At 65.5% G+C, this 13,615-nt stretch carries 10 protein-coding genes; 8 read left to right on the top strand and 2 right to left on the bottom strand.

All coding sequences use genetic code 11. From position 1 onward, the window contains the following. Window positions 1-33 precede the first annotated feature (33 nt). From B7G54_RS08995 to B7G54_RS08980, 4 genes are all read left to right on the top strand, one after another. On the top strand, window positions 34-1,275 hold the full coding sequence (locus tag B7G54_RS08995; protein ID WP_085038761.1) for an aromatic ring-hydroxylating oxygenase subunit alpha: 1,242 nt from the start codon (window positions 34-36) through the stop codon (window positions 1,273-1,275). 112 nt (window positions 1,276-1,387) lie between these two features. Continuing rightward, a complete protein-coding gene (locus tag B7G54_RS08990; RefSeq protein WP_085038760.1) occupies window positions 1,388-2,536 on the top strand; it encodes an FAD-binding oxidoreductase in 1,149 nt (382 codons plus the stop codon). Between the two features lie 134 nt (window positions 2,537-2,670). Beyond that, window positions 2,671-3,534 carry a glycine betaine ABC transporter substrate-binding protein gene (locus B7G54_RS08985; protein WP_085038759.1) on the top strand — a complete coding sequence of 288 codons (864 nt, stop codon included), beginning with the start codon at window positions 2,671-2,673 and terminating at the stop codon, window positions 3,532-3,534. Window positions 3,535-3,761: 227 nt separating this feature from the next. Next, window positions 3,762-5,417: a trimethylamine N-oxide permease gene (locus B7G54_RS08980; RefSeq protein ID WP_085038758.1), complete on the top strand. Its 1,656-nt coding sequence runs from the start codon at window positions 3,762-3,764 to the stop codon at window positions 5,415-5,417. A gap of 163 nt (window positions 5,418-5,580) precedes the next feature. Here the strand turns inward: B7G54_RS08980 and purU are convergent, their stop codons facing one another. Together purU and B7G54_RS08970 are read right to left on the bottom strand one after the other, a co-directional pair. After that, window positions 5,581-6,465 (bottom strand): formyltetrahydrofolate deformylase, encoded by an 885-nt coding sequence (gene purU, locus B7G54_RS08975; RefSeq protein ID WP_085038757.1) that lies wholly within the window; start codon window positions 6,463-6,465, stop codon window positions 5,581-5,583. A gap of 223 nt (window positions 6,466-6,688) precedes the next feature. Beyond that, a complete protein-coding gene (locus tag B7G54_RS08970; protein ID WP_085038756.1) occupies window positions 6,689-7,594 on the bottom strand; it encodes a choline sulfate utilization transcriptional regulator in 906 nt (301 codons plus the stop codon). Between the two features lie 264 nt (window positions 7,595-7,858). Here B7G54_RS08970 and betC point away from each other — a divergent pair, with 264 nt between their 5' ends. From betC to cysS, 4 genes are all read left to right on the top strand, one after another. After that, window positions 7,859-9,394, top strand: coding sequence for a choline-sulfatase (gene betC / locus B7G54_RS08960; RefSeq protein ID WP_085038755.1), 1,536 nt, complete (start codon window positions 7,859-7,861; stop codon window positions 9,392-9,394). Between the two features lie 45 nt (window positions 9,395-9,439). After that, window positions 9,440-10,405: a choline ABC transporter substrate-binding protein gene (choX, locus tag B7G54_RS08955; RefSeq protein ID WP_085038754.1), complete on the top strand. Its 966-nt coding sequence runs from the start codon at window positions 9,440-9,442 to the stop codon at window positions 10,403-10,405. 258 nt (window positions 10,406-10,663) lie between these two features. Beyond that, the gene (locus tag B7G54_RS08950) at window positions 10,664-11,803 is read left to right on the top strand and encodes a porin (RefSeq protein WP_085038753.1); all 1,140 of its coding nucleotides are present in this window, start codon (window positions 10,664-10,666) and stop codon (window positions 11,801-11,803) included. 383 nt (window positions 11,804-12,186) lie between these two features. Next, entirely contained in the window at window positions 12,187-13,599 is a 1,413-nt protein-coding gene (cysS, locus tag B7G54_RS08945; RefSeq protein WP_085038752.1) for a cysteine--tRNA ligase, read from the top strand. Window positions 13,600-13,615 lie beyond the last annotated feature (16 nt).

The raw sequence follows: 13,615 nt of genomic DNA, 5'->3' as shown, positions 1-13,615 counted from the left end.
GAACCCAGGGATGCAAGGAATCCGGAGCAAACGATGAAAGTATCGGCAGACATTCGTGCATTGATCGAGCGGCGCAAGGAAGGCCACAGCCTCGAGGCACCGTTCTACACGAGCGAGGACATCTTCGCGCTCGACATGGAGGCGATTTTCCGCCAGCACTGGATCCAGGTGGCGGTCGAGCCGGACATTCCGGAGCCGGGCGACTACGTGACCGTGGAGCTGGGGAGCGATTCGATCCTGATCGTGCGCGACGACGACATGGCGATCCGCGCGTTCCACAACGTGTGCCGTCACCGCGGTGCGCGCCTGTGCAATGAAGACAAGGGCTCGGTCGGCAACATCGTGTGCCCGTACCACAGCTGGACCTACAACCTGACGGGCCAGCTGATGTTCGCCGAGCACATGGGCGAGAAGTTCGACCGCTGCAAGCACAGCCTGAAGTCGGTGCACGTCGAGAACCTCGCGGGCCTGATCTTCGTCTGCCTCGCCGACGAGCCGCCTGCCGACTTCGCGCAATTGCGCGCCGAGATGGAGCCGTACCTGCTGCCGCACGACCTGCCGAGCACGAAGATCGCCGCGCAGGTCGACATCATCGAGGAAGGCAACTGGAAGCTCACGATGGAGAACAACCGCGAGTGCTATCACTGCGTCGCGAACCATCCGGAGCTGACCATCTCGCTGTACGAATACGGCTTCGGCTACCAGCGTTCCGATGCGAACGCCGAAGGCATGGATGCGTTCGCTGAAACGTGCGTACGGCGCGGCAAGGAGTGGGCCGAGATGGGCCTGCCGTCCGAGGAAATCGAAAAGCTGCTCGACGTGACGGGCTTCCGCACGCAGCGCCTGCCGCTCGATCGTCACGGCGAATCGCAGACGCTCGACGCGAAGGTCGCGTCGAAGAAGCTGCTCGGCGGCTTCGACAAGGCGGACCTCGGCGGGCTGTCGTTCTGGACGCAGCCGAACTCCTGGCACCACTTCATGAGCGATCACATCGTGACGTTCTCGGTGATTCCGCTGTCGGCCGGCAAGACGCTCGTGCGCACGAAGTGGCTCGTGCACAAGGATGCGAAGGAAGGCATCGACTACGACGTGAAGAACCTCACGGCCGTGTGGAACGCGACCAACGACCAGGATCGCGCGCTCGTCGAATTCTCTCAGCGCGGCGCGACCAGCAGCGCGTACGAGCCGGGCCCGTATTCGCCGTTCACGGAAGGTCTCGTCGAAAAATTCTCGGCCTGGTACATCGGCCGGCTCGCCGAAAAAACCGGCGCGTAGTAGTCAGCGGAAAGCAAGCGGAGTCAATGATGAAACAACCCCAACGCTCACTTTGCTCGCTGCCCCCCGAGGGGGCGGCCAACCTTCTTGGGGCGGCCCGGCGGAGGTTGGCATGATGCGAGATGCAGCCAATTTCGAGCCGGCGGAAAGCCGGGTGACGCACCCGGCGTTCTGGACCGCGCTTCCGGAGCGCTGGACGAGCGACGTCGAGGAAACGCTGGTGTGCTGCCAGGTGCGGCAGGAAACCCATGACGTGAAGAGCTTCTTCTTCCGTTCGCCGCAAGGCCGTGCGTTTTCGTTCGAGCCGGGGCAGTTCATCACGCTGGAGCTCGACATCGAAGGCGAGACGATCAACCGCTGCTATACGATCTCGTCGTCGCCGGCGCGTCCGCACACGATCTCGATCACGGTCAAGCGCGTGCCGGGCGGCAAGGTGTCGAACTGGCTGCACGACAACCTGCAGCCGGGCGCGCCGGTACGCGTGCTCGGCCCGGCCGGCGAATTCACGTGCGCACGGCATCCGGCGCGCAAGTACCTGTTCCTGTCGGCCGGCTCGGGCGTCACGCCGCTGATGTCGATGAGCCGCGCGCACCATGATCTCGCGGAGGATCGCGACATCCTGTTCGTGCACAGCGCGCGCACGCCGGACGACATCATCTTCGCGCGCGAGCTCGACCTGATCGCATCGAACCACACGAACTTCCGCACGTCGTTCGTCGTCGAGCGCCTGGGCGCGCGGACCAACTGGCCGGGCGTCACGGGCTTCCTGACGCTGCCGTTGCTGAAGCTGATCGCACCGGATTTCATGGAACGCGAGATCTTCACGTGCGGCCCCGCGCCGTACATGAAGGCCGTGCGCGACCTGCTCGACGAAGCCGGCTTCGATCGCAAGCAGTATCACGAGGAAAGCTTCTCGTTCGAGACGCTCGCGCAGACCGCGAGCGACGAACTGCTTGCCGAACTCGCGCCGCTGGCCGAGGGGGCCGACACCGGCACGAAGCAGTACACGGTCAGCTTCGCGAAGAGCAATCGCGAGATCTCGTGCGGCTCGGAGCAGCACGTGCTGGAGGCGGCGCGCCAGTCGGGCGTGCGGCTGCCGGCGTCGTGCACGCAGGGCATGTGCGGCACCTGCAAGGTGAAGCTCGTGTCGGGGCAGGTTGAAATGAAGCACAACGGCGGTATCCGCCAGCGCGAGATCGACCAGGGGATGGTGCTGCTGTGCTGCAGCAAGCCGCTGTCGGATCTCGTGATCGACAAGTAGTCGAAACACGCCATCGGCTGTCCGGGCGCGTCGCGTCCGGACAAGCATCCGTCGGAAAACAACGATACCGCGGATTTGTGGTTGAAGAACCTAGAGAGACCACGCGCACGGTGCGCATATCAAGGAGATCGACCATGAAGCTGTTCGGAAAGTTGTTGTGGACCGGCGCACTGTCGGCAATGGTGGCGCTGAGCGCATCGGCGCTCGCCGATACGAAGCCCACGCTGAAGATCGGCTACGTCGAAGGCTGGGACGACAGCGTCGCGACGTCGAACGTCGCGGCCCGCGTGATCGAGAAGAAACTCGGTTACCAGGTCCAGCTCGTGCCGGTCGCTGCCGGGATCATGTGGCAGGGCGTCGCGCGCGGCGATCTCGATGCGACGCTGTCCGCGTGGCTGCCGGTCACGCACGGGTCGTACTGGGACGAATACAAGGCCAAGGTCGTCGACCTCGGTGCGAATTTCCCCGATGCGAAGATCGGCCTGATCGTGCCCGCGTACGTGAAGGCGAAGAGCATCGACGACCTGAATGCGGAGAAGAGCAGTTTCGGCGGCCGGATCGTCGGCATCGACGCAGGCGCCGGCGTGATGCGCAAGACCGACGATGCGATCAAGAGCTATGGGCTGAACTACACGCTGATGCCGAGCTCGGGCAGCGCGATGACGGCCGAGCTGTCGCGTTCGGTCAATGCGAACAAGCCGGTCATCGTGACGGGTTGGGCGCCGCACTGGATGTTCGCGAAGTGGAAGCTGCGCTTCCTCGAGGATCCGAAGAAAGTATTCGGCGGCGCCGAGCACGTCGACAGCGTCGTGAATCCGGGGCTCGAGACCAAGGCCAAGCCGGTCGTCGCGTTCCTGAAGAAATTCCAGTGGAAGCCGGGTGAAATCGACAGCGTGATGCTGGCGATCCAGAGCGGATCGAAGCCGGAAGCGGCTGCGGATGCGTGGATTGCGGCACATGCCGACCGCGTGAATTCGTGGACGGAAGGCGCGCAGTAAGTCCGCGGCGATTCGCCGCAATAAATAGATGAAGAGACAGTCCGGGGCAGGTTGCTAGGAATGCGAAATAATCGCACTGCGACGCAGCCTTATCCCGGAATTATTTTGCGGAATCTGCAAAAAAGCGCGCAAGTTGTTACACTAGCGCCCTTGTGCGGAGTCATCCCGCTTTGTATCGGACCAGAGGAAGCGCTGAAGCGCCCACGCTGAACGAGAGGAGGAATTGGATGAGTCAAGCAGGACTGCGTGCGAATCGCACCAGTGATGTTGAGGCAACCATCTCACATGATTCGACGGGCCACACGCTGCATCGTGGCCTGACTTGGAAAGACGCTTTTTGGGTAACGAGCGGTGTGCCGGCAGGCGTGCTGTTCACGATCGGCGGCGTATGTGCGACGATCGGCCAGCCCGCGTGGGCGATCTGGATCGCCGCGATCACGATGGGGCTGATTCAAAGCGCGACTTATGCGGAAATATCGGGACTATTTCCCCATAAATCGGGCGGTGCGTCCGTGTACGGTGCGATCGGCTGGGTGCGTTACAGCAAGCTGATTGCCCCGGTGTCCGTGTGGTGCAACTGGCTCGCGTGGTCGCCGATGCTCGCGCTCGGCTGCGGCCTCGCGGCGAGCTATGCGCTCACGAGTCTCTTTCCCGCCAACGCGGCGGTGCTGCAATGGCAGCTCAGGATTGCGGATCTCGGGTTCATTAAGCCGGGCCTGTCCCTGCGGATCAATGCGACGTTCATCATCGCGACGATCCTGCTTCTCATCACGTTCAAGCTTCAGCACAGCGGTGCATCGAAGGCTGCACGCACGCAGCGCATTCTCGGCATCGCGTCGCTCACGCCACTCCTGATCGTCGGCATCGTGCCGTTCATCACGGGCGACGTGCCGATGTCGAACCTGCTCCCGCTGCTGCCGCTCGGCCACGACGCGCACGGCAATCTCACGGCCGCGACGTTCGGCTCGTGGAACGGGCAGGGCGTCACGATGGCGCTCGGCGCGATGTTCATGGCCGGCTGGGCGTCGTACGGCTTCGAGACGGCCGTCTGTTACACGCGCGAATTCCGCGATCCGCGCCGCGATACGGCCAAGGCGATCTTCTGGTCGGGCGCGCTGTGTCTCGTCGTGATGACGCTTGTGCCGATGGCGTTCCAGGGCGCGCTCGGCACGCAGGCGATGCTCGATCCGTCGATCGGCGACGGCACCGGCGTCGCGGCCGCGATGGCGAAGATCGTCGGCGGCGGTGCATGGGTCGCGAATGCGGTCGTCGTGATGCTGATGCTGTCGATCCTGCTGATCGTGATGACGTCGATGATGGGCTCGTCGCGCACGCTGTACCAGGCATCGGTCGACGGCTGGCTGCCGAAGTACCTGTCGCACGTGAACGAGCACGGCTCGCCCACGCGCGCGATGTGGACCGATCTCGGCTTCAACCTCGTGTTGCTGATGATGTCGGACTACATGACGGTGCTGTCGATCTCGAACGTCTGCTACATGCTGTTCGTATTCCTGAATCTCCAGTCGGGCTGGATCCACCGGATGGATCGCGGCAACTGGGATCGGCCGTTCCGCTGCCCGACGTGGCTGCTCGTCGCCGGCTCGCTCTGCGGCTACGCGAACCTGGTGTATGTCGGCGCGGGCGCGAACCTGCAGGGCGAAGGCACGCTGCGCAACGGGCTGATCGCGATGCTGCTGATCGTGCCGGTGTTCCTGTTCCGTCACTACTGGCAGGATCGCGGCCGCTTCCCTGCGCAGATGCAGCGCGACATGGAGCTCGAAGTGCCGAAGCGCGCGATGTGGCTGAACCTGATGCCTTACGCGGCGCTGGTGGGCGCGGGGCTGACGATCTGGCTGTCGTATTACTTCGCGTGGGTGAAGTGAGCGTCTGACTGCGGCATGCGCCGCGCGCGACGAATCCGGACACCGCACCCGGAGCCGTCGCGCGCAGTGTCGAACTGCAAGCGATAAAAAAACCGACCGGCGAGTGCCGGTCGGTTTTTTTGTTTGCTGCGCGCGGAACGAACGCGATGAAAGCGCGATGCGCTTACGGAAACACCACCGTCCGATCGCCGTTCAGGAACACGCGCCGCTCGATGAACGCCTTCACCGCGCGTGCGAGCGTGAGCGATTCGACATCGCGCCCCACCGCGAGCAACTGCTCCGGGCGCAGCGCATGATCGACGCGCTCGACGACCTGCTCGATGATCGGGCCTTCGTCGAGATCGTCGGTGACGAAGTGCGCGGTCGCGCCGATCAGCTTCACGCCGCGCGCATGCGCCTGGTGATACGGCTTCGCGCCCTTGAAGCCGGGCAGGAACGAATGATGGATGTTGATCGCGCGGTTCGCGAGCTTCGCGCTGGTTTCCTGCGACAGCACCTGCATGTAGCGCGCGAGGATCACGAGCTCGGCGCCGCTCGACTCGAAGAAGTCGAGCCACTGCGCTTCCTGCTGCGCCTTCGTATCGGCCGTGATCGGGAAGTGGCGGAACGGCAGCCCGTGCTGCGCGGCGAGCGGCTCGAAGTCGGGATGGTTCGACACGATGCCGACGATGTCCATCTTCAGCTCGCCCATCCGCCAGCGGAACAGCAGGTCCGCGAGGCAGTGCTCGAGCTTCGACACCATGATCAGCACCTTCGGCCGTGCGCTCACGTCGTGGATTGCCCATTGCGTATCGCCGTCGTGGCCGCCGAGCTCGGCCGCGATCGGCCCGAACTCCTGGCGCAGCGCGTCGATCTGCAGCGACTCATCCGTCGGATGAAACACGCAGCGCACGAAGAAGCGATTGCTGAGATCGTCGTCGAACACGTTCAGCGCATCGACATAGCAGCGATGGCGCTCGAGAAAGCCGACGACGGCGGCGACCTGGCCGGCGGCGCTCGGGCACGACAGCGTCAAGACGAATTGATCGGGGCGTGAGTCGGCGGTCATGAGGTTCCTCGGATGTCATGGGGCGCGAACCCGCGCGGCGGCGCACCGGGCGCCAGGCTACGCGGGTAGCGGGAGGCTCAAGTAAATCAGGACGATTTTGGAGCGGATAGAACCAACCCGCCGTGTGGCTGGTATCGGCGCGCCAGTGCGGCCGGGCGGGCGCGCCCGGCCCGTCGGGCATCAAGGCGTCAGGCGGATCGCTGCTGACCGGCTGGGCGGCCGTTCAGGCCGGCGAGCACGCGTCGAGCAGCCAGCGCCGGAATACGTGGGTCGCGTCCGGCTCGGGCCGCTGCGGCGGCCGCACCAGGAAGTAGCCGCGCGACGTGACCACCGGCGCGTCGACGAGCTTCACGAGCTGCCCCGACGCGACGAGTTCGTCGACGAGCGGCGACCAGCCGAGTGCGACGCCTTCGCCGAGCAGCGCCGCATGGATCACGAGCGCGTAGCTGTTGAAGGTCACGCCATGCGCGGCGGCCGCCGTATCGAGGCCGTGCGCGTCGAACCAGCCGGACCACGACAGCCAGCGCTCGGGGCGTGTCGGCTGCACGTGCAGCAGCGGCAACGCGAGCAGGTGGTCGGCCCGTGCGACGTGCGGGTGCGCGTCGCGGAACGCGGGCGAGCACACTGGCGTGACCGATTCCGGAAAGAGCCGTGCGGCCGTGCACGACGGCCAGTGGCCGTCGCCGAACAGGATCGCGATGTCGCCATGGTCGCGCTGCGCGTCGTAATCCTGTGACGTGACGACGCGCACGTCGACATCCGGCATCACGCGCTTCAGCCCGGCCAGGCGCGGCATCAGCCAGTAAGTCGCGAAGCCGAAGTCGGTGACGATCGTGAGCGCGCCGTGCTCGCGGCGCGCACGGAGTGTGGCGGTCGCGCCGCGCAGCGTGTCGAGGCTCAGTCGAACGGCTTCGTACAGGCACTGGCCGTCGGCCGTCAGCGTGACGCCGCGCGGGCTGCGCTCGAACAGCGGCACGCCCAGTTCGGCCTCGAGCTGGAACACCTGCTGGCTCACGGCCGGCTGCGTGGAGCCGAGTTCGCGCGCGGCGGCCGTGAAGCTCGCGAGCCGGGCGGCCGATTCGAACGCGCGCAGCGCCTGCATCGACGGTAACGGTTCGGATTTCGACATAAGTCCCTCTAATGGCCCCATAAGGACCGGACGCCTACCCGCGCGAATTCGGGCGGGCGATAGTGCATCGGACGGTGCGGTACATGCGCTTCATGGCCCGCTTCAACGCGTGCCTCACGGCCGCCGCGCAACGCATTCTGCGATTCTAGCCAGTCGCGGGCCGCAGGCGCGGCACTTTCTTCGTGCTGCTTCCGTCATGCCGGACGTCCTGCTGCGCGAGCGGCGCGCCGTTCCATTCGAACACCGTTTTCCCCACGACTGCCGATGACGAACCCGACACCCAACATCCTGATCCTGATGGCCGACCAGCTCACGCCGTTCGCGCTGCCGGCCTACGGCAATCGCGTCGCGCGCACGCCGACGCTGGACCGTCTCGCCGCGCAAGGCGTGGTGTTCGACGCCGCGTATTGTGCGAGCCCGCTGTGCGCGCCGTCGCGCTTCTCGCTGCTGACGGGCAAGCTGCCGTCGGGGATCGGCGCCTACGATAACGCCGCCGAATTGCCGGCGCAAACGCTGACGTTCGCGCACTACCTGCGCGCGGGCGGCTACCGGACGATGCTGTCCGGCAAGATGCATTTCTGCGGGCCTGACCAGCTGCACGGCTTCGAGGAGCGGCTCACGACCGACATCTATCCGGCCGATTTCGGCTGGGTGCCCGACTGGGACAGCCCGGCCGAGCGGCCGAGCTGGTATCACAACATGAGTTCGGTGCTGGAGGCCGGCCCGTGCGTGCGCACGAACCAGCTCGATTTCGACGACGAAGTCACGTTCGCCGCGAAGCAGAAGCTGTACGACGTCGCGCGCGAGCGCGCGGCCGGGCATGATGCGCGGCCGTTCTGCATGGTCGTGTCGCTGACCCATCCGCACGACCCGTATGCGATCACGCGCGAATACTGGGATTTGTACAGCGACGACGAGATCGACATGCCGGCCGTGCACCTCGAGGCGGCGGAAAGCGATCCGCATTCGCAGCGGCTGCGCTTCGTCTGCGAGAACGACCGCACGCCGCCCACCGACGCGCAGATCCGCGCCGCGCGCCGCGCCTACTACGGCGCGACGTCCTACGTCGATGCGCAGTTCGGCAGCGTGCTGGCCGCGCTCGAGCAGTGCGGATTCGCCGACGACACGATCGTGATCGTCACCTCCGACCACGGCGACATGCTCGGCGAACGCGGGCTCTGGTACAAGATGACGTTCTTCGAAGGCGGCTGCCGCGTGCCGCTGATCGTGCATGCGCCGGGCCGCTTCGGCGCCGCGCGCGTGCGCGGGCCCGTGTCGCACGTCGACCTGCTGCCGACGCTCGTCGACCTTGCGGGCGCCGCACCGGCCGGCGGCTGGCCCGACCCGGTCGACGGCGCGAGCCTCGTGCCGCACCTGCACGGCACGCCGGCGCACGACGTCGCGCTCGGCGAATACCTCGCGGAAGGCGCGGTCGCGCCGGTCGTGATGATTCGCCGCGGCGACTGGAAGTACGTGCATTGCCCGCTCGATCCCGACCAGTTGTACAACCTGTCGGACGACCCGCGCGAGCTGACGAACCTGGCCGGCACGCCGGAAGCCGCCGGCGTGCTCGCCGCGTTCCGCGCACAAGCCGCGCAGCGCTGGGACCTGCCCGAACTGGACCGGCAGGTGCGCGCGAGCCAGCGGCGCCGGCGCTTCCATTACGCGGCGACGACACAGGGCCGCATCCAGGCGTGGGACTGGCAGCCGTTCACCGACGCGAGCCAGCGCTACATGCGCAACCACATCGAGCTCGACACGCTCGAGGCGATGGCGCGCTTTCCGCGTGTCGGGCGCTGAGCGTCCCGCATCGCGATCACTGACGAACGACGGAGGAAGCGGACGATGGAACGGCAATGCAATGCAGCAATCCGGATCGGCGCGGCGCTTGCCGCGGCCGCCTGCATGATGACGACGCAGGCCGCGCACGCGGCCGACCCGCAGACGTGCGGCGACGTGAAGATGGCGGCGCCCGGCTGGACCGACATCGATGCGACGAACGCGATGGCAGGCGTCGTGCTGAAGGCGCTCGGCTACCGGCAGGACGTGGCGAACCTGTCGGTGCCGATCACGTACCAGGGGCTCAAGAAAGGGCAGGTCGACGTGTTCCTCGGCAACTGGATGCCGGCGCAGGCGCCGCTCGTGAAGCCGTTCGTCGACGAGAAGTCGATCGACGTGCTGCACGCGAACCTGAGCGGCGCGAAGTTCACGCTCGCGGTGCCCGATTACGTGGCGGCCGCCGGCGTGCATACGTTCGCCGATCTCGCGCGCTATGCGGATCGATTCGGCGGCAAGATCTACGGGATCGAGCCCGGCGCGCCCGCGAACCAGAACATCAAGCGGCTGCTGTCCGACCATGCGCTCGGCCAGGCGAACTGGTCGCTCGTGGAATCGAGCGAGACGGGCATGCTCACGCAGGTCGAGCGCGCGGTGCGCGACAAGCGCTGGATCGTGTTTCTGGCATGGGAGCCGCATCTGATGAACACGAAGTTCCACCTGACCTACCTGTCGGGCGGCGACGCGTATTTCGGCCCGAACTATGGCGGCGCGACGGTCAACACGGTCACGCGGGCCGGGTTCGCGGGCCAGTGCGCGAACCTGGCGCGGCTGTTCCGGCAGATGACGTTTTCCGTCGACGTCGAGAACCGGATGATCGCCGACATGCTCGACCACAAGACATCGCCCGCGCTCGCGGCGCAGCATGCGCTGAAGGCCGACCCGGCGCTGGTCGCCGGCTGGCTGGACGGCGTGACGACGGCGGCCGGCGCACCGGGCCTGCCGGCCGTGCGCGCGGCCCTCGACGGTCGCTGATTCCCGCCTCGCGGCGGCCGGTTTTTACCGCGCCGCCCGTCTACGTGTTTTCCCGAGCAGTCGCATCGTGACCATTTAGTGTCGCCTTCAGACGGGTGGCGCGAAATATGGGTTTGTATTTTTCGCCAATGGCTGCGTTATTGCGGAAAGCGAAATACCGAAGCCAGTAGGCGTACCGAATTCGAATCCACCGGCGCATCGCGGCACGCGCCGGGACGAGATTCTATCCATCGAACGGTTCAGGGAGGGTGGTCGACAATGAAGCACACGAAAGTTGCCGTAGCCGCCGCGCTTGCATGCGCGGCCTGCATTCCCGCCATCGGGCATGCGCAGAGCAGTGTGACGCTGTACGGGATTCTCGACGCGGGCATCACGTACGTGAACAACACGGGCGGTTCGCACGTGGTCAAGTTCGACGACGGCGTCGCGTACGGCAACCGCTTCGGCCTCAAGGGCACGGAAGATCTCGGTGGTGGCCTGAAGGCCGTGTTCACCCTCGAGAGCGGCTTCCGCCTCGGCACCGGCCAGCTCGGCTTCGGCGGCTCGGAATTCGGCCGCCAGGCGTATGTCGGCCTGCAGAACGACTGGGGCACGCTGTCGTTCGGCAACCAGCTCGACATCACGAACGAACTCGTGTCGATCTACAACATCTCGGCATGGGGCAGCGGCTACGCGATCCACCAGGGCGACTTCGACCGCTTCAACGGCGACCGCCTGCCGAATTCGGTGAAGTTCCTGTCGAACGACCTGAGCGGCTTCAAGTTCGGCGCGATGTACTCGTTCGGCAACGTCGCGGGCAACTTCCATCGCAACAGCGCATGGAGCGCGGGCGCGAGCTTCACGAAGGGCGATTTCTCGATCGGTGCCGCGTACACGCGCCTGAACAACCCGAACGGCATCTACGCGTTCGATCCGTACGCGATGATCGGCACGCACACGTTCCTCGGCCAGCAGACCGTCACCGTCGACCCGGCGACCGGCGCGCGCACCGACCTGTTTGCGAACACGCCGATGAACGTCGACAGCCAGGGCACCTTCGGCATCGGCACGAGCTACACGATCGGCAAGCTGACACTCGACGGCAACTTCTCGTACACGACGATCAAGGGCTTCGGCCAGTCGTCGCACATGCAGGTCTATGAAGGCGGCGGTTTGTACCAGTTCACGCCGGCGTTGAGCCTGATCGCCGGCTACCAGCACACGCGCCTCGAAGGCCATCACTGGAACCAGGGTACGGCGGGCCTGCACTACCTGCTGTCGAAGCGCACGGACGTGTACATCTCCGGCGATTACCTGCGCGCGTCGCAAGGCGTGGATGCGGTGATCGGCTACAGCTTCACGCCGTCGACGACGCAGACGCAGGCCGACGTGCGGATCGGGATGCGGCATTCGTTCTAAGCGGGGTGGTGTGGGGCAGCGACATCTTCAGCGAGAGGTCTCTCTTTGGCGCGAACCGAGGTTCGCGCTTTTTTTTATGGGTGTGAGCGGGCATCGGATCGGTTCGTGCAGTGCCGGCGGGTGGCTAGCGCCCGGGACCGTCACCGGGAACGGTCTTCTCGCGGTATTGACCAATGCCGTCTATAGGCGCTAGCATCGTCCGCATGCTTGATCGCGCCATTTCCCTCTCCTCGCTGATCCGTGCATGTTGTCAGAACGTGCCAGGGGGAAGTTGCGTCTAGCGTACTCGCTAAACTTTCAAGCAATCGCCTTCAGGCCGCCTGTGATGCATACCAGGCGGCCTTTTTGCTTTTGGGCCGACACTTTCGGGACGGAGAAACTCGATGCCGCTTGCGCTGTATGACACCTGGTCGCGTACCGTGCGTCCGTTCACGCCAATCCGGGCCGGGCAGGTCGGCATGTACTGCTGCGGCCCCACGGTCTACGACGATGCCCACATCGGCAACCTGAGAACCTACGTGTTCGAGGATCTCCTGCGTCGCGTATTGGAGCGCAACGGATATGCGGTCCGGCACGTCGTCAATATCACCGACGTCGGGCACCTGACTTCGGATGCGGACGAAGGCGAAGACAAGATGGAGAAGGGGAGCCGCCGGACCGGCGAATCGGCGTGGGCCATCGCCCGGCGCTACACCGAGGCTTTCGTCAGGGACTGGCGCGCGCTCCACCTGCTCGAGCCGACGGTCTGGTGCCGCGCCACGGATCATATCGCCGAACAGATCGCGTTCATCGATACGCTCGACCGGGCCGGCTACGTCTACCGGACGGACGACGGCCTCTACTTCGACACCAGTCGGCAGGACGACTACGGTTATCTCGCGCGGCTGGACCGCGCAGGGCTGCAGGCGGGCAAGCGGGTTGCGCTGGGCGGGAAGCGGAGCATCACGGATTTTGCGTTGTGGAAGTTCAGCCCGGCCGACGTCAGGCGGCAAATGGAATGGGACAGCCCGTGGGGGCGCGGCTTTCCGGGCTGGCATATCGAATGCTCGGCGATGTCGGCGAAGTATCTCGGGACGTTGTTCGATATCCATTGCGGCGGCGAGGATCATATCGCCGTGCATCACAGCAACGAGATTGCGCAGACGCGGGCGGCCCACGGCACGCACCTCGCGAATTACTGGATGCACGGGCACTTCCTGACGCTCGATGCCGATACGAAGATGTCGAAGTCGAGCGGCGACTTCGTCCGTCTGCAGACCCTGCAGAGCCGGAATGTCGATCCGCTCGCGTACCGTTACCTGTGCCTGACGGCCCACTATCGAAGCAAGCTGCATTTCACGTGGGCGTCGCTCGATGCGGCACAAACCGCGCTGCATCGACTTCGGCACCTCTATGCCGGCTGGCCGGACGGCGGGCGCGTCGATCCTGATTTCGCTGCGCGATTCGACGCCGAAGTGAACGAGGACCTGAACCTGCCCAGGGCGCTCGCGGTGCTGTGGGATCTGGCCAGGAGCAACCTGCCACCCGCGACCCTGAAAGCGACCGTGGACAGCTTCGACGCCGTGCTGGGCCTCGGGCTGCGCGAATGGAGACCGGTTGCGTTCGACATTCCGGAACGCGTTCGTGTGTTGCTCGGTGAGCGTGAGCGCGCGAGGGCGGACAAGGACTGGGCGCAAGCCGACCTGATCCGGGAAGCGTTGAGCGCGGAAGGCTGGAGAGTCGAGGACACCCAGGAAGGTCAGCGTCTGTTCGGCGTCGCCGTGGGTCCGGCCGATACGGGTACCTTGCCGCGGTGAAGCCTGCGGGCCGCCT

The sequence above is a fragment of the Burkholderia puraquae genome (assembly GCF_002099195.1).
In the GTDB taxonomy this organism is placed as follows: Bacteria; Pseudomonadota; Gammaproteobacteria; order Burkholderiales; family Burkholderiaceae; genus Burkholderia; species Burkholderia puraquae.
Note: the sequence above shows the minus strand (reverse complement) of the source record. Positions and strands in the feature narration are given on the sequence as shown.

What these genes read in the sequence shown, in the direction of transcription:
- B7G54_RS08990 (WP_085038760.1), top strand. Translation starts at nt 1,388, where the DNA reads ATGATGCGAGATGCAGCCAATTTCGAGCCGGCGGAAAGCCGGGTGACG.
- B7G54_RS08985 (WP_085038759.1), top strand. Translation starts at nt 2,671, where the DNA reads ATGAAGCTGTTCGGAAAGTTGTTGTGGACCGGCGCACTGTCGGCAATG.
- B7G54_RS08950 (WP_085038753.1), top strand. Translation starts at nt 10,664, where the DNA reads ATGAAGCACACGAAAGTTGCCGTAGCCGCCGCGCTTGCATGCGCGGCC.
- betC (WP_085038755.1), top strand. Translation starts at nt 7,859, where the DNA reads ATGACGAACCCGACACCCAACATCCTGATCCTGATGGCCGACCAGCTC.
- B7G54_RS08970 (WP_085038756.1), bottom strand. Translation starts at nt 7,594, where the DNA reads ATGTCGAAATCCGAACCGTTACCGTCGATGCAGGCGCTGCGCGCGTTC.
- choX (WP_085038754.1), top strand. Translation starts at nt 9,440, where the DNA reads ATGGAACGGCAATGCAATGCAGCAATCCGGATCGGCGCGGCGCTTGCC.
- purU (WP_085038757.1), bottom strand. Translation starts at nt 6,465, where the DNA reads ATGACCGCCGACTCACGCCCCGATCAATTCGTCTTGACGCTGTCGTGC.
- B7G54_RS08995 (WP_085038761.1), top strand. Translation starts at nt 34, where the DNA reads ATGAAAGTATCGGCAGACATTCGTGCATTGATCGAGCGGCGCAAGGAA.
- cysS (WP_085038752.1), top strand. Translation starts at nt 12,187, where the DNA reads ATGCCGCTTGCGCTGTATGACACCTGGTCGCGTACCGTGCGTCCGTTC.
- B7G54_RS08980 (WP_085038758.1), top strand. Translation starts at nt 3,762, where the DNA reads ATGAGTCAAGCAGGACTGCGTGCGAATCGCACCAGTGATGTTGAGGCA.